This is a genomic window from Pyxidicoccus caerfyrddinensis (assembly GCF_010894405.1).
Taxonomy (GTDB): Bacteria; Myxococcota; Myxococcia; order Myxococcales; family Myxococcaceae; genus Myxococcus; species Myxococcus caerfyrddinensis.
The window spans coordinates 305617-325560 of sequence record NZ_JAAIYA010000009.1; the positions used below are offsets into that span (position 1 = coordinate 305617).

At 70.8% G+C, this 19944-nt stretch carries 16 protein-coding genes; 9 read left to right on the forward strand and 7 right to left on the reverse strand.

Translation table 11 applies throughout. From position 1 onward, the window contains the following. Positions 1 to 42: 42 nt before the first annotated feature. Positions 43 to 1572, forward strand: coding sequence for a sensor histidine kinase (locus G4D86_RS23425; RefSeq protein WP_163996219.1), 1530 nt, complete (start codon positions 43 to 45; stop codon positions 1570 to 1572). Further along, a complete protein-coding gene (locus G4D86_RS23430) occupies positions 1569 to 2264 on the forward strand; it encodes a response regulator transcription factor (RefSeq protein WP_163996220.1) in 696 nt (231 codons plus the stop codon). Before G4D86_RS23425 ends, G4D86_RS23430 begins: the two co-directional genes overlap by 4 nt. A gap of 4 nt (positions 2265 to 2268) precedes the next feature. On the opposite strand, the gene G4D86_RS23435 is transcribed toward G4D86_RS23430, so the two are convergent. After that, complete coding sequence (locus G4D86_RS23435; protein ID WP_163996221.1) at positions 2269 to 2967, reverse strand: class I SAM-dependent methyltransferase; 699 nt, start codon at positions 2965 to 2967, stop codon at positions 2269 to 2271. A 207-nt stretch (positions 2968 to 3174) separates the two neighbouring features. On the opposite strand from G4D86_RS23435, the gene G4D86_RS23440 reads away from it, so the two are divergent. Then, entirely contained in the window at positions 3175 to 4899 is a 1725-nt protein-coding gene (locus tag G4D86_RS23440) for a ligand-binding sensor domain-containing protein (RefSeq protein ID WP_163996222.1), read from the forward strand. Between the two features lie 77 nt (positions 4900 to 4976). On the opposite strand, the gene G4D86_RS23445 is transcribed toward G4D86_RS23440, so the two are convergent. Then, on the reverse strand, positions 4977 to 7658 hold the full coding sequence (locus tag G4D86_RS23445; RefSeq protein ID WP_163996223.1) for an amidohydrolase family protein: 2682 nt from the start codon (positions 7656 to 7658) through the stop codon (positions 4977 to 4979). A 121-nt stretch (positions 7659 to 7779) separates the two neighbouring features. Here G4D86_RS23445 and G4D86_RS23450 point away from each other — a divergent pair, with 121 nt between their 5' ends. Further along, the gene (locus G4D86_RS23450) at positions 7780 to 9144 is read left to right on the forward strand and encodes a sigma 54-interacting transcriptional regulator (RefSeq protein ID WP_163996224.1); all 1365 of its coding nucleotides are present in this window, start codon (positions 7780 to 7782) and stop codon (positions 9142 to 9144) included. A gap of 12 nt (positions 9145 to 9156) precedes the next feature. Here G4D86_RS23450 and G4D86_RS23455 read toward each other — a convergent pair whose 3' ends face one another. Beyond that, the gene (locus G4D86_RS23455; RefSeq protein WP_240360431.1) at positions 9157 to 9927 is read right to left on the reverse strand and encodes a M15 family metallopeptidase; all 771 of its coding nucleotides are present in this window, start codon (positions 9925 to 9927) and stop codon (positions 9157 to 9159) included. A gap of 132 nt (positions 9928 to 10059) precedes the next feature. Here G4D86_RS23455 and G4D86_RS23460 point away from each other — a divergent pair, with 132 nt between their 5' ends. Next, on the forward strand, positions 10060 to 10704 hold the full coding sequence (locus G4D86_RS23460; protein WP_163996225.1) for a DUF3332 domain-containing protein: 645 nt from the start codon (positions 10060 to 10062) through the stop codon (positions 10702 to 10704). A gap of 363 nt (positions 10705 to 11067) precedes the next feature. Continuing rightward, complete coding sequence (locus G4D86_RS23465) at positions 11068 to 12108, forward strand: PrsW family intramembrane metalloprotease (RefSeq protein ID WP_163996226.1); 1041 nt, start codon at positions 11068 to 11070, stop codon at positions 12106 to 12108. Between the two features lie 10 nt (positions 12109 to 12118). Here the strand turns inward: G4D86_RS23465 and G4D86_RS23470 are convergent, their stop codons facing one another. Continuing rightward, complete coding sequence (locus G4D86_RS23470; protein WP_163996227.1) at positions 12119 to 12676, reverse strand: hypothetical protein; 558 nt, start codon at positions 12674 to 12676, stop codon at positions 12119 to 12121. Then, on the reverse strand, positions 12673 to 14016 hold the full coding sequence (locus tag G4D86_RS23475; RefSeq protein WP_163996228.1) for a hypothetical protein: 1344 nt from the start codon (positions 14014 to 14016) through the stop codon (positions 12673 to 12675). The genes G4D86_RS23470 and G4D86_RS23475 overlap by 4 nt, the downstream gene beginning before the upstream one ends. Before the next feature lie 133 nt (positions 14017 to 14149). On the opposite strand from G4D86_RS23475, the gene G4D86_RS23480 reads away from it, so the two are divergent. Then, positions 14150 to 14818, forward strand: a complete 669-nt coding sequence (locus G4D86_RS23480; RefSeq protein WP_163996229.1) for a gluconate 2-dehydrogenase subunit 3 family protein — start codon at positions 14150 to 14152, stop codon at positions 14816 to 14818. Continuing rightward, positions 14815 to 16467: a GMC family oxidoreductase gene (locus G4D86_RS23485; RefSeq protein ID WP_163996230.1), complete on the forward strand. Its 1653-nt coding sequence runs from the start codon at positions 14815 to 14817 to the stop codon at positions 16465 to 16467. Before G4D86_RS23480 ends, G4D86_RS23485 begins: the two co-directional genes overlap by 4 nt. Positions 16468 to 16476: 9 nt before the next feature. Here G4D86_RS23485 and G4D86_RS23490 read toward each other — a convergent pair whose 3' ends face one another. Beyond that, the gene (locus tag G4D86_RS23490; protein WP_240360432.1) at positions 16477 to 16983 is read right to left on the reverse strand and encodes a hypothetical protein; all 507 of its coding nucleotides are present in this window, start codon (positions 16981 to 16983) and stop codon (positions 16477 to 16479) included. A 32-nt stretch (positions 16984 to 17015) separates the two neighbouring features. Here G4D86_RS23490 and G4D86_RS23495 point away from each other — a divergent pair, with 32 nt between their 5' ends. Further along, positions 17016 to 17447: a hypothetical protein gene (locus G4D86_RS23495; protein WP_163996231.1), complete on the forward strand. Its 432-nt coding sequence runs from the start codon at positions 17016 to 17018 to the stop codon at positions 17445 to 17447. Positions 17448 to 17551: 104 nt separating this feature from the next. Here G4D86_RS23495 and G4D86_RS23500 read toward each other — a convergent pair whose 3' ends face one another. Continuing rightward, entirely contained in the window at positions 17552 to 19933 is a 2382-nt protein-coding gene (locus G4D86_RS23500) for a hypothetical protein (RefSeq protein WP_205519698.1), read from the reverse strand. Positions 19934 to 19944: the final 11 nt, after the last annotated feature.

Genomic DNA, 19944 nt, shown 5'->3' on the forward strand with positions numbered 1-19944 from the left:
TCGCGAGCGTGTCGCCCCGGGTGGGAGTAAATGAGAGAAGCCGTGTCGCGCTCTCCCCCCGTCATCCTCAACTTCCGGCGCACGTTCGCCCTGCTCATCGTCCTGGTGGTGGTGCCGTCCGCCGGCCTGTCCGGCTTCGGCGTGGTGGCCATCATCAACGAGCGCGCCGCGGTGGAGAAGCGACTGGAGTCCGCCTGGCGCGGCACGCTGGAGTCACTGTCCTCCGAGCTGCCGAAGGCGCTGGCGTCCGCCCATCTGGAAGAGGAGGCGGGCACGCTGCGGCTCGTCATGCCGGACGGGCGGGTGGTGTCCGAGCCGGACGGCACCTTCCAGGTGCAGGACGGCCGCGTCCACACCAGCGACCCCCAACTGTCGGAGGCCGTCACCGCCGTGCTCCCGGAGACGGGCTCGCTGCCCACCGAGCCCACCGTCTTCACCCTGACGGCCGGCGGGCGCGCGGTGATGGTGGCCGCCGAGCGCAAGGACGACGTGGTGCGCGGCGTGCGCCTGTCGGTGCGGGCGCTGGAGTCGCTGCTGGCGGAGAACGTGGACCCCCGCGCGGTCTCCGGAGAGCCGGTGCGCTTCACGCTGCAGCCCGTGCCGCGCGAGGTCAACGAGGGCGGGCTGATGGGCCGGCTGGTGTCGGAGGTGGCGCAGGCCCGCGCCAGTGCGCTGGGCCCCGTGGGGCTCGCCGAGCGCGTGCTGTCCCCGCCCCTCCAGGACTTCCGGCTGGTGGTGCTGCCCACCGGCGAGGACCCGGTGGCGCGCGCCTCCACGCGCAACCGCGTGCTGTACGGCGTGCTGCTGGGCCTCTTCTACCTGACGCTCACCTTCGGCGTCGTCTACACCGGCCGCGCCCTCTACCGTGAGGCGCAGCTGTCCCGGATGAAGACGGACTTCGTGTCGCTGGTGAGCCATGAGCTGCGCACGCCGCTCACCTCCATCCGCATGTTCATCGAGACGCTCGCCCTGGGGCGGCTGAAGGACCCGGCGCAGATGCAGGAGGTGCTCACCCTGCTGACGCGCGAGACGGAGCGCCTGTCCATCTTCATCGAGCGCGTGCTGGACTGGGCGCGCATCGAAGGGGGCCGCAAGGTGTACCAGCGCTCGCCCCTGCCGGTGATGGACGTGGTGGAGGCGGCGGTGGCGGCCTTCCGCGCCCAGCGGCTGGAGGGCGGCGTGGACCTGAAGGTGGACGTGCAGGGCAGCCTGCCGCGGCTGGACGTGGACAAGGACGCCATGGCCGGGGCCCTGCTCAACCTCCTGCAGAATGCCTACAAGTACAGCGGCCCCGAAGACCGTCGCATCGTCCTCAGCGTGCGCGGAGGACACCGGCACGTGGACCTTTCGGTGGAGGACAACGGCGTGGGGATTGCCCCGAAAGAGCGCAAGCGCATCTTCGAGCGCTTCTACCGCGTGGATAACCTGCTGACACGGCGCACGGAGGGCAGCGGGCTGGGGCTGGCCATCGCCCGGCGCATCGTCGAGGCTCACGGCGGACGCATCAACGTGCACAGCGAGCTCGGCAAGGGCAGCCGGTTCACCATCCACCTGCCGGTAGGGAAGGCATGACGGAGACGACGCGGCGCATCCTGGTGGTGGAGGATGACTTGTCCATCCTCGCCGGCCTGTCCATGAACCTGCGCTTCGAGGGCTACGAGGTCCTCCAGGCCCAGGACGGGCGCACCGGGCTTGCGCGCGCGCTGGACGAGTCGCCGGACCTGGTGGTGCTGGACCTCATGCTCCCGGAGCTCAACGGCTTCGAGCTCCTCAAGGAGCTGCGCCAGCGCGGCCGCGACACGCCCGTGGTGGTGCTGTCCGCCAAGGGCATGGAGACGGACAAGATTCTGGGCCTCAACCTGGGCGCGGACGACTACGTGGTGAAGCCGTTCGGCCTCCAGGAGCTGCTGGCCCGCATCAAGGCCGTGCTGCGTCGGCGCTACCCCACCGCGGGCGCGGCGCCTCCGCCAGTGACGTTCGGCGACGTGAGCGTGGACATGTCCGCGCGCACGGTGGCCCGCAACGGCACGCCCGTGGACCTGACGGCGCAGGAGTTCAAGCTGCTGGCCCACTTCCTCGGCCACCCGGGGCGCACCTTCACCCGCGACGAGCTGCTGTCCGGCGCGTGGGGCTACCACTACGAGGGCAGCGCGCGCACCGTGGACAACTTCATGCGCCAGCTGCGCCTGAAGTTCGAGCCGGACCCCGAGGAGCCCCGCCACTTCCTCACCGTGCGCGGCCTGGGCTACCGCTTCGAGCGGTAGGGCTTCACGGCCCGGCGATGCCGATGTGCCGCGAGTCCTCCAAATCGAAGGGCTTGCCGTCGAAGCGGCCGTAGCGCTCGCGCGGCACGAGGCCGGCGGCGTTGAGGGCCGTGTCCAATTCCTCCGGGGAGAAGTGCCGCAGCTTGAGGCGGCGGATGGGGCTGGGGCCTCCGGGCTGCTTGCGCTCGCGCAGGTGCAGGGCGAACAGCGGGCGGCGTGGCTCCAGGCCGGCACCGGGCTCCTCGTCGTCGCGCGGGAGCACCGGCTCGCGGGGCGTGTTGAGCACGTCGTAGACGAAGGTGCCCCCCGGGGCCAGGTGGAAGCGCACCGTGGCCAGGAAGGCCTCCAGGTCATCATTGCCCGGCATCAGCCCCAGCGCGTGCTGCGGGGCCAGCACCAGCGGGAAGCGGTCCGGCAGGCGCAGGGAGCGCAGGTCCATCACCTGGAAGCGGGCGCGGTTGGACACCTCCGCGGACTCCGAGGCACGGCGCTCCTCGGCGGAGCGAATCATCACCTCCGACGGGTCCACGCCCACGGTGGTGAAGCCGTGCTCGGCCAGGGCCCACACCACGCGGCCATTGGCGGCGCCCAGCACCAGCACGGGCCCGCCATGCTCGCTTGCTTGCCGGGTGTAGAAGAGGAGGTCCGGCTCCTGCCCTACCAGTGAAAGCGGCGTCCGGCCCCGCGCGTCGTTTCCACCCATTCTCCCAGGAACTAGCACGTTTCCAGGGCTCTTCGGGACAGGCACGTGCACACGGTGGGAACCGCGTTGCCCACCGCGTGTCGGGGAGCGGACGGTGGCCCCCCTCCCAGGGACGGGCCGCGCTGGCACCCCGCTTGCGAAGGAGCGGCGCGGACGCGGCTGCCCGTGACGGGCCGGCCGGTTTCTTCGCAGGGGTGGGTGGCGGATATGACGGGCGGATGGCGTTGGGCGGGCGCGCTCTTCATGGCGGGCGCGATGTGGACGGCGGTGGGCTGCGGCTCGGGGAACGAGTCGGCGGACCCGGGGAAGCCGGTGGTCGAGGACCCTCCAGAGGCCGTTCAACCGCCAGCGGAGGACTCCGGGACTCCCGACGCGGGGGGCAACCTGCCGGACGCCGGGGGGGAAATCCCCGATGCCGGCACCCCGCCTGTCGACGGGGGTTCCGACCCCGTGCCGGATGCGGGCACGCCTGACTCCGGAACGCCGGACTCCGGCACCCCCGACTCCGGTACGCCGGACGCGGGCGAGGTGGTCGTCACCATCCCCTCCTCCGCGGGCTGGGAGTTCTACGGTCGCCAGCAGGGAGGCCCGCGCTTCGTCTACGGCGTCAGCGCGGACCAGGGCGGCAACGTCTGGGTGGCCGGCGGTGAGGACGGCCTCTTCCTGATGAAGAAGGGCGACAACACCCTCCGCCGCTTCACCCTGGAGGACGGCCTGCACCCGTACGGCATCATGCGCGACGGCGTGGGTGGCCCGCCTCCGGGCGACAAGTACCTCAAGGTCATCTCCGTGGCCGGCGGTCCCTCGGGCACCGTGTTCGTGGGCTACGAGGGCAAGCCCCCGCAGAAGGGCATGCCCACCTGCGAGGACGAGTGGGACCAGTCCTACAACGCCGGACGGGAGCCCATCGCCGCCATCTACAAGAGCGGCGACGCGGACAAGGTGACGCTCAAGGCCGACGGCACCCTCAAGGTCGTGCACTACGACATCCACACCGGACCGAACAAGGTCAGCCGGGAGATGCGCGGGCGCGAGAAGCTCTGCACCATCCACCGCATCGCCTATGACCCGAAGACGCAGAGCGTCTGGTTCGGCGGCAACCACGGCTTCGCCCGGGGTGACGCGGAGTTCGATGGCAACGTCCCGGTCGCGTGCTTCGACCCGCGCCCGTACACGGACAAGGACTTCTGGTGGGACTTCTCCTGCAACGGGCTCCTGGAGCATGTGCACCCGGCCATCTCCGGCGCGCCCGCTCCCGGAGGCTCTGCTCCGGTCCTGACGGACCGCTACTTCGGCATCGCCGTGGCCGAAAACGGTGACGTCTTCTTCGGCGGGCAACTGCGCTCCACGCGCTTCCGCTACGGCACCAATGGTGGGAACTACTGGCGCGCCCAGGCCGAGACGGAGGACCCGCCGTACAGCTGGAACCGCTTCGACATCTGGGAGGACAAGGACCGGGACGAGGAGTGGCCCTACCCCACGGAGGCGGACCGGGTGGATGACCACATCTCCGCCATGTCCGTGACGAGCAGCGGGGACGTGTGGGTCAGCTCCTTCTTCTACGGCCTGGCCCGGCTGAGCCCGAACGGCACCGTACAGACCAAGGTGATGCAGGACCTCATCAACTACACGCCCGCGGGCAATGGAAAGCCGGCCCAGGCCCCCTCCTCGGCGGTGGCGGTGGACCCGCAGGACGGCAGCGTCTGGGTGGGCGCCCACTGGTGGGGCGGCATGACCCGGCTCAAGAGCGGCGAGGTCATGAAGTACGGCACCAACGTCTTCGGCAGCCAGCTCGTCAATGGCAGCAGTGTCTCGGACATCCAGTTCGACCGCAGCGGCGGCAAGCGCCGGGTGCTCGTGTCCTTCCAGGGCTACACGAAGAAGGACGGCACCGTGGTTCCCGGCATCATCGGCATCTACACGGGTGACTGACCCCACCCGCGTAGCCTGAAGGCGCGGCGGCCGTCCTCTCACACCGGGGGACGGCCGCCGTCTTCTTTCACGGCGCCCTACTTCGCCAGCGCCTTGTACTTGTCGAACAGCGCCTGCTGACGGCTGGTGAGCGGCACCTGCTTCCCGGCCAGCCACATGCCCACCGGGCGCGTGGACGACTCCAGCGGGTCGCCGTTCCACAGCACCAGGTCCGCCGGGGCGCCGGGAGCAATCCGGCCGCCGTCGAGGCCGAACGCCTCCGCCACGTCCTGCGTCACCGCGCGCAGCGCGTCCGTGTGCGGCAGGCCCCACGCCACCGCGTTGCCCGCCTCCTGCGCCAGCGTGCGCACCATGGGGGGCTCGCCCATCACGGAGATGAGCACCTTCACGCCGGCCGCGCGCAAAAGCGCCGCCGCGTCCAGCCGGCTGCTCAGCCGGTCGAAGTCCGCCGGCAGGTTCTGCGTGGGGTGGAGAATCACGGGCACCTTCGCCGCCGCCAACTCCTGCGCCACCATCCACGCCTCGCTGCCCCCGGCGATGATGGGCTTCAGCCCGTACTCCTTCGCCAGCGCCAGCGCCGCGCGGATGTCCGAGACACGGTCCGCCCTCACCACCACCGGCAGCCTTCCGGCCAACACCGGCTGCAGGGCCTCCAAATCCAACCGGCTCGCCGCCACGTCGCGCATGCGGCGCTGCTCGAAGTCCGCCTTGCGCCGGCCGTACTCGCGCGCGTCGAACAGCAGCTCACGCACCCGCTCCAGCACCAGCGCCCGCGAGCCGGACACCGCCTCCCGGCCCGCCCGGCCCAGGTTGAGGTGCATGGCCAGCGGCGTCTGACGGAGGGTGCCGTCCGTCGTCACGAAGGCACTCTGCCCCGACACCAGCCCGCCCTTCGGCGCCGACACCGCACCGGTGACACCGCCCAGCCGCACCACCGGGAAGACGGCCGACGCGGTGTTGAGGCTGTCCGCCGCCTGCAGCGCCGCGCGCACGTCCTGCTTCGCCGCGTCCCCGCGCAGCACGTCGTCCTGCGTCGCCTCCTCCGCGCCCACCTCCACCAACCCCAGCTCCGTCAGCGGGTCGATGAGCCCCGGCGTGAGCAGCCGCCCCTTCCCCTCCACCACCGCGCAGCCCGCGGGCGTCGGCACCGCTCCCGCCAGCACGGTGTGCACCTTCCCGTTCGCCACCACCACGGTGGCCTCCTTCAACCACTCGGTGCCAATGAAGGCCGTCACGCCCTGGAACGCGGTGCACGCCTCCTTCGCCAGCGGCAGCGGCGTGGCACAGGCGCGGTCCTTCCCCGCGTCGCAGCGCGAGGCCAGGCCCAGCTCCTCCAAGGACGGCGCCGGCGCGGCGCTGGCCACCAGCCTCGCGGCGTTGGCGACGCTGTCACCCACCTCGAAGTCGCTCGGCTCCACCGCGCCGGTGGCCGCGTCGTAGGTGACGACGCCGTCGGACCACACGCGCTGCGCCCGCGCGTAGACGCTCAGCGGGTGGCCCTTCCACAGCACCACGTCCGCCATCTTCCCCGGCTCCAGCGTGCCGGTGACGGCCTCCACGCCCATCATCCACGCGGGGTTGAGCGTCACCCAGCGCAGCGCCTCCTCCTCGGTGACGGGGATGCCGGACTCGCGCGCCCGCCACATCGCCTTGCCCGCCTCCTGGTTCAGCCGCTGGATTCCGTACTCGGAATCGGAGTGGATGACGGCCTTGCCTCCCGCCTGCGACACCAGCGCGGCGTTCTCCGGAATGCCGTCCCACGCCTCCAGCTTGAAGCCCCACCAGTCCGCCCACGTGGCCACGCCCACGTTCTTCTCCGCGAGCCTGTCGCGCAGCTTGTAGGCCTCCAGCGCGTGGTGGAAGGCGCGAATCTGGTAGCCCGCTTCGTCCGCCACCTGGAGCATCACCGCCATCTCGTCCGCGCGGTAGCAGTGGTTCTGCACCAGGATGTTGCCGCGCAGCACCTCCGCCAGCGTCTCCAGCTTCAAGTCGCGCAGCGGCTCGGGGCCCGCCTCGTCCGGCTTCTTCTCCTTCTTCGTGCGCCAGTCGTCCCACTTGTTCATGTACTCGCGCGCCTGCGCGAAGGCCTGCCGGTAGCCAGCCACGTTGCCCATGCGCGTGGCGGGCGCCGTCTTCTTCGCCTCGCCGTAGACGCGCCGCGGATTCTCTCCGCACGCCATCTTCAGTGCGTCCTTCGCCCCCGGGAAGCGCATCTCCGCCGCCGAGCGACCGAAGTGCAGCTTCACCGGGAAGCCCCGCCCACCAATCAGGTTGGCGCTTCCCGGCAGCACCAGCAGCGAGGTGATGCCGCCCGCCGCCGCGCGCCGCAGGCCCGGGTCCTGCGGCCAGAAGGCGTGCTCCGCGGACACCTCGGCCGTCACCGGGGCGGTGGCCTCGTTTCCATCGTCGTTTGAGAAGCTGGAAGGCGTGGCGTACACGCCCAGGTGGCTGTGCGCGTCGATGATGCCGGGCGTCACGTACAGGCCGGTGCCGTCCACCTCTTCTGCCCCCGGGGGCGAGGCCACGTCCGCATTACGACCCACCGCGGCAAGCCTTCCGTCCACGAAGGCCACCGCGCCGTCCTCAATCGCCGGCCCGCTGGCGGGCATCACCGTGGCGTGCCGCACCACCACCGCGCGCGGCTGCTTCCAGACGCGGGCGGGCGCGGGGGGCGGGGCGGGCGTTTCCGAGGGGGGTGGCGCTTCGGGGACGGTGGCGCAGGCGGTGGCCAGCGCCAGCAGCAGGAAGGGGGTGCGCATGGGGTGGCCGTCGTAGCAGTTCACCCCGGGTCCGACCACGCCTGGCTGCTCGCTTGGGCGGGCGCGGCCCCAGGATGAAGTCACCACGCGTCGCGAAGCCGTCTACAATCCCCCGCCAGTCATGCCCGCCCTTCCGCCAGCCCCCATCCCCACCCACACCGTCGTCGGCGCCCGGGCACAGGGGGAGCGGCTGTCCGCTCAGCACTTCCACCTCGTGCTTCTCGACACCGAGCGCGCCGGCACCGTCTTCCCCCTCGCCAACGAGCACCTCAGCGTGGGGAAGGCGCCCGACAACGACGTCGTCATCGACCACCCCACGGTGAGCCGCAACCACCTGGTGGTCCGCCGCCAGGGCGACCGCTTCCTCGTGCAGGACCTCGGCTCCACCAACGGCACCTTCCTCGACGGCGCCCAGGTGCGCGAGGCGTACCTGCGCCCCGGCGCCCTGCTGGAGGTGGGCGACGTGCGCCTGCGCTTCAGCCCGCAGGTGTCCCCCGTCCAGGTGGAGCCCACCGCCGAGGACCGCCTCGGAGACCTGGTGGGCCGCAGCCTGCCCATGCGGCAGATCTTCGCCCTGCTCCAGCGCATCGCCCCCACCGACTCCACCGTGCTGCTGGTGGGCGAGACGGGCTCCGGCAAGGGCGCCGCCGCCAAGGCCATCCACAAGCTCAGCCCCCGCTCCCCCGGGCCGCTCGTCGTCTTCGACTGCGCCAGCGTGTCCGACTCCCTCATCGAGAGCGAGCTGTTCGGCCACGAGAAGGGCGCCTTCACCGGCGCCGTCGGCCAGCGCATCGGCTGCCTGGAGCGCGCCAACGGCGGCACCCTCTTCCTGGACGAAATCGACGACCTGGCGCTGGACCTCCAGCCCAAGCTGCTGCGCGCCATTGAAGACCGCGAGTTCCGCCGGCTGGGCTCGTCCACCCCCATCTCCTTCGACGCGCGCATCATCGTCGCCAGCAAGAAGGACCTGTGGGCGGAGACGCAGGCGGGCCGCTTCCGCGAGGACCTCTACTTCCGCCTCTCCGTCTTCACCTTCAGCCTGCCCGCCCTGAGAGACCGCAAGGAGGACATCCCCCTGCTGGTGGACGCCTTCGCGGGCGAGGGCCTGTGGACGCGGCTGCCGGAGAAGATTCGCGAGCAGTTCACCGGGCACACCTGGCCGGGCAACGTGCGCGAGCTGCGCAACGCGCTGGAGCGCGCGCGGCACATGGTGGACATCCCCGAGCTGGCCGGGGACACCCTGCTGCGCGAGTTCACCCGCGAGGCCCCCGCCGCCGCCGGTGACTTCCTCCCGGTGGAATTCACGGGGCCCTTCAAGGTCTGCAAGGACGAGCTGATTCGCGCCTTCGAGCGCGAGTACCTCACCCGCCTGCTGGGCCGCGCCCGCGGCAACATCGCCCGCGCCGCCCGCGAGGCGGAGTTGGACCGCAAGCACCTGTACTCGCTGCTGCACAAGTACGGGCTGGTGCAGAGCGAGGGGGACTGACCGCTCCCTGCATCAACGCGGCGCGCAGGCCGGGTCCAACAGCTCCGGCCGGTACTCGAAGTGCATCGTGTCGTAGTGGTACCAGCGCCCGCCCCAGATGAAGCCCTCCGCCTCGAAGGCCTCCACCACGGCCAGGGGCACGGCGTTGCGCCATTTCAGCGGCGCCTTCGGCTGCTGCCACTCCCAGTAGTGCGCGCGCGCCGGGTTCAGGTCGATGGACACGCCGAAGGAGTGCGCGCTCCGCCGGTGGGTGTTGGCGATGGTGCGCCAGTTGAAGGTGCCGCCCAGGTTCGTGAGGAAGGGCTTCAGCGACGCGTCCTTCGCGAGCAGCGCCTCCAGGCGTGCCCCCACGCGCTGGAAGGCGGGCGCCGCCTTGCGGTGGACCTTCAGGCGCTGGCCGAGGATGCGCACCGGCACCACGTCCACCTGTGCCGCCGACGCGCCATAGGTGGCGAGGAAGAGCGGGTCGAAGCGGATGCGGCCGGGGTCCTCGTCCTCGCGTGTCACCGGGGTGAGCGGGCCGGTGCGGTAGGGAATGGAGAGCGCGTCCTCCAGGTCGGGGGACTCGAGCTGCTGCGCGAAGGTCTTCACCTGCCCGTCGTCGAACGGGTACGTGCGGCCGTCGGGGAGGCGGAAGCCCCAGCCGGACTCCAGGCGCACCGGCACCACGGCGGGGTACCACTTCGCCACGCACGCCAGCGGCGCGGGGGGCAGGTCCGCTGACGCGACGCCCGCATCCGGGGACGCCGCGAGCAGCAACGCGGCTGCAAAGTGTGCAATCACGCCACCCTCCCGTCATGCGCAGGCAAATGCATCACAGCGGACGCAGTCACGAAGAGGGCGTGACAGCCGTAGCGCGCATGGCATGGTGGCGCCGCACTCGCAGTCATGCCAACCCCCTGAGGAGGTTTCACGATGAAGCGTCCTTCCCCCTGGCTCGCCGTGCTGTGCGCGGGCTTCGTTTCCATGCACGCGACGGGCTGCTTCGGCCAGTTCAAGCTCACGCAGAAGATATGGCAGTTCAACAAGGGCATCTCGGGCGAGAAGTTCGTGCAGTGGCTGATGTTCCTCGTGCTCGTCATCGTCCCTGTCTACGAGATTGGCGCGCTCATCGACGCGCTCATCATCAACAGCATCGAGTTCTGGTCCGGCAGCAACCCCGTGGGCAGCATCGAGGGCGCCGACGACGGCACCCGCGTCGTGAAGCTCAGCCCCACCGACACGCTGCGAATGTCTCGCGACACCGAGACGGGCGTCATGCGCATCGAGCTGGACCGCGAAGGCCAGGAGCCTGTGGTGCGCTTCTTCGAGCCGCTCGAGGACGGCATGGTGGCGCGCGACGAGGCCGGCAACCTGCTCGTCCAGGCCCGCGCGGCGGCCGACGGCGCGGTGGCCGTGACGGACGCGGCCGGCACCACCCTCACGGTCCACGCCAGCGAGGCGATGCAGCTCGCCCGCCGCGTGTACGAAGAGGGCGGCGCGGCGGCCCTCGCGAAGCACACCGTGGCGCAGACCGCCGTGTCCCGCGGCCTCGCGCTCAACGCCTGCGTGGCCCCGTAGCCACTCCGGCAGCGTCCTCTTCGGAAATGTCGGGACTTCTCACGGCACAAAACCCCCGACATTTCCGAACAGTACCCCTCCGCCCCCGCCCCGGAGGGGTCAGGCCCGGGTTCGCCCAAGACGCGTGAAGCCACCGCCCGGCCATCCCCTTCGGGCAGCGGACTCGCGGAATGAAGATTCCTTCCGCGCTCGCCGGCTGCCGGGCGGGACGACGGTGAGCCGGACCGCCACAGCCGCGGTGCGCTCCACGGCGACGACAGTCTCGAGCCGCACCCGGACCCACAACCCGGGTGGTTCCTGCCCCGCCCGCTCGGCGGCGCCTGATTTCAGCCACGCACGGCCCGCCTGCTACCGTGCGGAGCCATGTCGGTGCTGGTGCTCGGTGGTTCAGCGGTCGTCCCGTCGCTGTTGCTCTTCTGGTACGTCTACGCGCGGGACAAGCGGCCCGAGCCGCATGACCTGCTGCTCAAGACGTTCCTCCTCGGCGCTGTCATCTGCGCGCCCGTGGTGCCCACGGCCCTGGCGCTCCAGAAGCTCGGCGCGCCCTACGCCGACGGCGTCTGGGGCTCCGCGCTGGTGCGGGCCTTCCTCGGCGCCGCCATCCCCGAGGAGCTCTTCAAGTTCCTCGTGCTGTACCTCTACGTCTGGCGCAAGCCCGCCTTCGACGAGCCGCTGGACGGCGTGGTGTATGGCGCCACCGCTTCGCTCGGCTTCGCCACGCTGGAGAACATCCTCTACGTGGGTGAGCACGGCCTGGGCGTGGCCGTCCTGCGCGCCCTCACCGCAGTGCCGGGCCATGCCTTCACCGGCGTGGTGATGGGCGCCTTCGTCGGCCGCGCGAGGCTCGCTCCGGAAGCGCAGCGCTTCGGCCTGCTGGCCGCGGGGCTCGGACAGGCCACCCTGCTGCACGGCGCCTACGATTTGTTCCTGATGACGGGCACGGGCTTCGCCGTGCTCTCGCTCGGAGTGCTCGCCCTCGAGGTGCAGTGGGGCCGCAAGCTCTACCGCGCCCTGCAGTCAGAGCAGCTCGCCCTCATGTCCGCGCCCGCCGGACTGCTCGCGGCGGAGGCAGCGGTGATGATGCAAGGGCCGGGCGGCCAGGTGTCCACCGCGAGCGTCGTCGTGATGGGCCCACCCTCCTGGTCGCCTCCGCCCGCGCGGCCCGCGGAAGACCCTCGCACGGGGGGCTCGTGGCTGAAGCTCGTCATCGGCGGCGTGGGCCTGACGGCGAGCAGCCTGTGGCTGCTCGTCGTCATCGCCGCCTTGTTCGACGAGCAGGTCACGGACGTTGCGAGCTACCTCGCCTGGGGAGTCCTGACAGCCATCTCCGTGGCCTTCGCGCTGCTCTTCCTGTGGCTGTTCCGCTCGGGGCTGCGAGGGCCAGAAGCCCGCCCCGAGCGGTAGCCCGCGGCCGTCACGGAGGCGGCACGCCCGCGTCGAGCAGCTCGCCCGGCTCCGGGCCGAAGCTGGCATCCGTCGCCACCGCGTTGAACGCGCCCTCCAGGCTGCGGCCCGCGCCGTAGCCCTCGCCCTTCTGGAAGGACATGGAGAAGTCCCCGCGCGTGGACTCGCCCGGGTTGCCGCCCGTGTCCAGCTGGAGGTCGCCGTTCTCCACCGGAGCGAAGGCACGCGCCGGCTCGCCCGCGTTGAGGTGCACCACCGTGGCGCGCGCCAGCCCCGAGGGCGTGGTGCCCGCCAGGTCCACCTTCGCGCCAGGCCGCAAGTCCAACCCCTCGGTGGCCACCGTGAGGCGCGCCACCAGGTCCACGTCCAGCTCGTTGTTGCGGTAGTAACTCACCTGCAGCGCCTCGGCGTTGCGCAGCACCTCCACGCGGGAGATGTCCCCCAGCGGGAAGAGCTCGGACACGCTGCCGGACAGCGAGTTGTCCTCCAGCCCGCAGCCCACCAGGCCCACGCCGGACGCGAGGCCCGCGAGCCCGAAGGCCACCAGTGCTCGCGCCGCCCGGCTCATTTCTCCACCGCGAGCTTCAGGGTGCCGTTGTCCGTGGCCACCACGGGGGCCCGGTAGAGCACCACGCGCTTGCCGTTGGACAGGTACGCCAGCTTGGGAGACCAGCCGCCGCCCGCGTCCACCAGCGCCTCGCGCCAGATGCCGGAGATGCGCGTGGTCACCACCAGCTCGTCGTCGTTCGGGTTGCAGCCGGTGTCGTTGCGGCCCGACTCCAGCGCGCAGTTGTAGAACGCGATGGACGGCTCGTGATTCACCGGGTCGAATGCCAGCGACGGGTACCAGCCGCCGGTGCCGGAGTTGAACACGGGGTCCGGCGTGGACCAGTCCCCGGCCGCCGTGCACTTCGTGGCGGAGGTGCCGTCGCACTCGATGTAGGTCAGCTTGTCGCCAATCTTCTCGATGGCGGCGACGCCGAAGCCCACCGTCGCGTCGTACGCCACCGAGGGGCCCATCTGCGTGTTGCTCACCGCCTGCACGCGCGTCGGCGTGGACCAGGTGGTGCCGTCCGCGTTGCGCCGCTGGAACATGACGTCCGTCCCGCTGGCCAGCGCGGACTCGGGGGCCTTGTCGTAGATGATGGCCGGCTGCGCGCCCGCCATGATGAGCTGGATGTGGCCGCCGAAGCCGAGCTTGTTGTCACCCGACGGCGCCACCATGCGCGGCTGCCACGCCGTGGGGCCGCCCACGGCCATCTCCACGTCGCTCGACTCCCAGTCCTGGCGCCCGAAGTTGCCCTGGTGCCCGTCCCGGTACGCGACGAGCGCCTGGCTGCCGGAGAAGACGATGGAGGGATTGAGCCCCACGAGGAAGCCGCTGTCGCTCACCGGGTTGCCCGCCGCCGCCTGGTTGGAGCGCGTCACGGGGATGCGCTCCGTCCAGGTGCCGTTGGCGGCGCGGTACGCCACCGCCAGGTCGCTCTGGTACCAGAACGTCGAGTCGTCGCGGCCACCGCCCAGGTACGTCACCGCCGGCTGCCCATCCGCGCCGAAGGCCACGGACACGCCGTACACGCGCTGCACCTTGGCCACCACCTCCGCGGCCTTCAGCGAGCCACCGTCGAACTCGCGGTAGCGCAGCTCGAAGTCGGGCGCGTTCTGCGTCTGGGTGCTCAGCTTGACGAAGTACGCCATGCCGATGCGGTCCTCGGGGCCCACCGCCATGGCGATGGAGGAAATCTGGTGGAACTCGCTCGGGTCCGAGTCCACCACCAGCCGGGTGAAGGGCGAGTTGACGTTGGGGTCATCCGGCGGCTTGTTGCCCCCGTCGGGGTTGCCCGGGTTGTCCTTGCCGCAGCCCACCAGCGCGAGTGCCGTTCCCAGTACCCAGGCGTGCCGTTTCATGTGCGTCTCCTTGCGTTGTCGGCCCTGTGCGTCGTGGCCCGCATTCTATGCCAGCGAAGCGTCATGGGGAGCAGCCGAGCAGGTTTCATCTTCGCGGCGATACACGAGGGGGCTGGGTTAGACTCGGCGTCCCATGCCCCGCGCACATTCCCCCCGGAGCCGCCTGTCCCGGCGCTCCTTCATCCAGCGACTCTCCTTCTTCGGCGGTGGCGTGGTGCTGCTCGGCTCCGCCTGCAAGCGCTCCGAGGAAAAGGCCAAGGCACCGCCCGCGGACCCGGGGCCTCTTGGCGCCACCGTCAACGGCCAGGCGCTTCGCACCTTCTCGGCATTCGAGTACGCCGCGGTGGCCGCCGCCTGCGAGCGCATCCTTCCGCGTGACGAGGACGCGGGTGCGCTGGACGCGGACGTGCCCGTCTACATCGACCGCATCCTCCAGACACCGGCGCTGGAGACGATACGCGACGACTTCCTCAGCGGCGTGGCCGCGCTGGAGCGCCGCTCGCAGCGCATGTTCCAGAAGGGCTTCTCCGCCCTCACGCCCGAGCAACAGGACGAGTTGCTCGCCCTCTTCCGGGACAGCCCGCCGAAGAGCGGCGAGGCGCACTTCTTCGAGCTGCTCACCGTCATGACGCTGGAGGGCTACCTCGGGGACCCGTCCTACGGCGGCAACAAGGGGAAGGTGGGCTGGAAGCTGATGGGGTTCGGCGCCGTGGGCACCGTGGCCATGGCGCCCCCGGAGGGCCATGACGGCCCGAAGTGCCTGCGCGAGTGCGGGCTCCACCACGGAGGCGCCCACAAATGAGCCTGCCCGAGGTCGACGTCTGCATCATCGGCAGCGGCGCGGGCGGCGCGCCCATGGCGCTGGAATTGGGCCGCGCGGGCTTCAAGGTGGTGGTGCTGGAGAAGGGCCGCCACTACCAGCCGCAGGACTTCATCCACGACGAAATCCTGAACAGCCGCCGCAATTTCTTCATGCCGCTGCCGTGGGAGGAGCCGCACCTGGTGCGGCACGGCGCGCAGAGCCGCTACGAGCGCTCCAACGTCGCGTGGACGGCCAACTGCGTGGGCGGCGGCACCGTGCACATGAGCGGCTTCTTCTACCGGCTCAAGCCGGTGGACTTCCGGCTGCGCTCCACGCTGGGCGCGGTGTCGGGCAGCACGCTGGCGGACTGGCCCATCTCCTACGAGGAGCTGGCGCCCTTCTACGACAAGGCCGAGGCCGAGCTGGGCGTGTCCGGAGAGGCCGTGCCCCACCCCTTCGCGGAGCCGCGCTCGGGGCCCTACCCGCTGCCCCCACTGGACGTGCACCCGGTGGCGTCGGAAATCGACAAGGCCTGCAAGGCCATGGGCTGGCACTCGCTGCCCACCGCGCGCGGCATCATCAGCCGGCCGTACCGGGGCCGCGCGCCGTGCTCCTACTGTTCGCTGTGCGGAAGCTACGGCTGCGAGACGGGCGCCAAGAGCGGCACCAACGCCAGCCTCATCCCCGCCGCGCTGGCCACCGGCAACGTGGACTTGCGCCCCGGCTGCATGGCACGCAGCGTGGAGGTGGACAAGCAGGGGCGCGCGAAGAGCGTCATCTACCTGGATGAGAATGGCGTGGTCCAGGAGCAGCCCGCCAAGGTGGTGGTGGTGTCCTGCACCGCGGTGGAGAGCGCGCGCCTGTTGCTCAACTCCACCTCCGGCCGCTTCCCGCGCGGACTGGCCAATGGCAGCGGGCTGGTGGGGAAGAACCTTCTCTTCAGCTCCTTCGGCGAGTCGTACGCGACGTTCCGCGTGTCCAAGCAGGGCGAGGCGCGGCCGTGGCTGAAGGACCCGGCGCCCTTCGTCAACCGCAGCGTGCAGGACTTCTACCTCCTGCCCGACAGCCGCTTCGGCTTCCGCAAGGGCGGCACGCTGGGCTTCATGTGGGCGCACCCCAATCCCATCCATGCGGCGGTGGAGTTGGCCGGCGACGGGAAGAGCGCGCTCTTCGGCAAGGCGCTGAAGGACAAGATGCGGGAGTACCGTGACTCGCGCATCCTGCAGTTCGAAGTCTACGCGGAGTGGCTCCCCACGTCCGGCACCTACGTGAGCGTGTCCGAGGACACGAAGGACAAGTACGGCATCCCCGTGGCGGCCATCACCGTGGAGCGCCACCCCATGGACTTCGCCGCCACGCGCTTCCTGGTGGAGCGCGGCGAAGAGGTGCTGCTGCGGCTGGACCCGGATGACGTGCGGCGCAAGGGCGTCATGGGCGAGACGACGATTCTGCAGCACGGCACCTGCCGCTTCGGCAACGACGCGGCGGCCTCGGTGCTGGACAAGCACTGCCGCGCGCACGAGGTGCCCAACCTCTACGTGGTGGACGGCAGCTTCATGCCCACCGGCGGCAGCGTGCCGTCCACGCTCACCATCGCAGCCAACAGCTTCCGCGTCGCGCACCACCTGGTGCGCGCGATGAAGGGCTGAGCGCGCGCGCTACCGGTTGCGCAGCGGCGTCACGTCCACCTTCACGACGTAGCGCGCCTGCATGTCGGACTCGAACTCGATGAGGTGGTCCCCCACTCCGGTGAGGTCCGCCTCGCGGGTGAACTCACCGAACTTCTCCATGGTGTCGAGCACCGCGCGCCCGTCCGCCGCCTCACGCGTGCGCGCGCGGCAGCCTTCTTCATGGAAGAGGACCACCGTCTCCTCGCCCGAGGACGTCACGTCCTCCAGGTAGAAGCGCACCTTGACGGTGGCGGCCTCCGGCACCTGGACGATGAACTGGCCGCGTCCGGGGAAGCGTCCTTCCGCGTAGCTCTCCGTGCCGAGGATGCAGCCGGCCACGCGGCTGCACACGGGCCAGGACGCATCACATGTGTCCTTCACACGTGGGCCGATGAAGTCCTCGCGCGAGCCCCCACACGCGCCCAGGAACACCGCGAAGAACAGCACCGCGGCCACCTGTGCGTTGCGCTGAAACACTGTTACAAACGACATCATCTTCTGACCCTCAATCCGAGGAGTGGACGTCCATGCAACTGCGTACCCGGTGGCTCCCCATATTCTTCTTCGCCCTGGCCGGCTGTGGAAACGAGACGGAGATTCCCAAGGAGCCGACGCTCTTCACCGACCGCGACGAGATGGCCTTCAACCGCGAGTTCGGCAGCGGCACCTTCGTCGGGCAGACGGGCTTCAACTCGCTCGTCTTGGAGAACCGCGGCGAGGGGACGCTGCAGATTACCGGCATCACCGTGTCCGCACCGTCGCAGTTCAAGGTGACGCTCCCGGAGGGATTCACCGCTGAAACCCCGCTCGCGCTGGAGACGTACAAGCGCGCCTTCGTGCAGGTGGAGTTCAAGCCCACGGACAACGTGGCGTACACGGGCACGCTCACCATCAAGTCCAACGCGGCCAACGCGGCGGAGAAGGTCATCACCCTCAACGGCCTGGGTGTGGACCCCTGAGTCGGGGCGGGGCTTCCGCCTCCCAGGCGGGAGCCTCCATCCCCCTCGCGGGGGCGTCCATCCCCCTGGCGGGAGCTTTGACTCCCGCCGTACCGCCGCCGCGCTCATGGCTGGCGCGTGAAGACGCAGCCCCCGCCCCAGCCCAGGGGTGTCACGCCTCCGTCCGGCAGCGTCGTGCCGCCATCCTGCGCCGGCACCGGGCAGGACACGCTGGCCCCGCCGTCCACCGTGTAACTCTGGGGATAGGTGCCGTAGCCGGTGCGCAGCGTGTAGTTGACGCGCTCGTAGTCCAGGCGCTCGGACGCGGACACGTCCACCCGCATGGTGCCACCGTGGATGAAGCGCCGCTCCAGGCAGCCGCACGCGTACGGCGCCAGGGTGACGACGGTGGAGCCCGGACGCTCCTCCAGGGTGTATTGCGGTTGCAGGCTGCTCAGCGTCGCGCCGCTCGGCGTGTGCCAGGCGCGCAGCGCGTCCGAGCGGTAGCCCAGCGTCAGCGCGCCGTTGCGGCTGCCCGTCGTCACCGGCGAGCAGGTGCCGGTGCCGGCATCCGCCGCGTCGCCGTCGCAGAAGGTGAGGTCCAGCGCCAGGCCGTGCGGCGTGCCACCGTCCGCCAGCTTCTGCACCTCCCACTGCACCAGCCACGCGCGGTCCTCGGGGGCCGCCACGGTGGGGAGCTGGAACTGGTACGAGTCCACGTCCGAGGGCACAGCGTCGTAGTCCGCCGGCCCGCGCACTCCCAGGCCGTTGAGGCGGTCATCACCGCTGCGCAGCCGGCCATAGCCGTGTGACAGCTGGCCCGTCACGGAGAACTCGGCGGTGTCCGGCGGGGCCGGGAAGGCGGTGGTGGACGCCAGGGTGCGGGCCACCGGCCCCTCCACGCCGCCCGTGTAGCGCGACAGCTCGTCCGCGTCCTCCACGTCCCAGGCCACGTCCAGCCGGTAGTCGCGGTCATCCGCCCAGTTGGTGCCGTCGTCCTGGACGACGAGGTAGTACGTGACGGCGGAGGCGTGCGCGGGAACCGGGATGACGCCGCGGAAGTTGCTCAGGTTGGTGAAGCGCGAGTTGGCCGTCACCTCCTCACGGTACGAGTGCGTGCACATGGGCGCCGGCAAATCCCCACGGGTGCAGTAGCCCTCCACCAGCTGCCGAGCGTCCGGGTTCTCCCCGTAGCCCTTGGGGCAGGCGGTGACGTCGCTGAGGCACGCGGTGCGCCACTCGCTGACGTTGGCGCCCTTGCTCACCAGGGTGAACACCTGCACCAGCCGGTCCGCCGTGTCCGGCAGGGGCGGGAAGCGTCCCCCCGTGCCCAGCGGCACCACGCGGTAGCTCAGCACCGTGGGCACGGTGGAGGCGGGCAGCCGCACCGAGTACCAGTCGCGGTCCGGCACATAGCCCAGGCGGCCGGTGAAGGACGCCGTCGCCTGAGGGGTGCCGGGCGTGGCGCTCTCCAGGCTGCGCGCCGTGGCGCCCTGCACGGTGTCATTGCCGGCGCCGGTGCGGTCCTGCACGTCCTCCTCGTCCATGACGCGCACCTCCACCTCGTAGCGCTGGCGCAAATCACCCTGGGCGGTGTCCTTGTCGTTGAGGCCGCGGTAGCCCTTCACCACCAGCATCCACGTGCCCGCGAGCTTCACCTTGCGCGCCGTGGCCAGTACGCCGCCGCGCACCTGGGGCGGCACCTGGCCCTCGTCCTCCTTCTCGGCGAAGCCCGGGCGGCGCAGCTCGTAGGACAGGCGCCAGTTGGGGACGAACTCCTGGTTGGGCGCGACGATGCGCACGTACGCCACCTTCCCCACCGCGAGGTCGAAGGTGTAGTGGTCCACGTCGTTGTCCGTGGCGAGGTAGCCGGTGGTGGTGCCCACCTGCTGGGCGCCTTCGGCGGCCAGCGCAATCGGGGTGGGCGTGGCCTGGGTGTCGTTGGGCTCGTGCGTGTCCGGGTTGGTGGCAATCTCCACCTTCAGCCGGTACGGGCTCTTCGCGTCGTAGTTGGGCCGCGTGGGCACGTCCGGCGAGTCCTGCACCAGCACCAGCAGCGTCTTGCTCTTCAAGTCGTTGCGCAGCGGCAGCACCATGTCCACCGGACGCGGCGCGCCCTGGCCGTGCTTGTCCTCCTTCTTCACCAGCGCCGAGTCGCTGCCGTTGGGCAGCGTCTCCAGCACGGTGATGGACAGGTTCACCGCGGTGCTGGACGCCAGGTACGCGCCGTTGACGTTGAGCAGCGTGCGCGCGCTGGTGTCCGCGGGCAGGACGATGCGGTACCAGTCCTGGTCTCCGGCCTTCGTCTCGCCCGCCTGCACGAGGAAGCGGTCCAGCGCCTCACCCGGCTTCAGCTCGCACTCGGGCTGCGACAGCGCCTCCTCGCGGCTGTTGCAGAGGTCCTCCACGGGGTTGGTGCCCGCGTCCGGGTCCTCGCCGCCTCCTCCGGACGAGCAGGCAACGAGGGCGAGCAGCGCGAGCGGCAGCAGTCGGACGGGGGTGGGCATGGCGGGGGTTC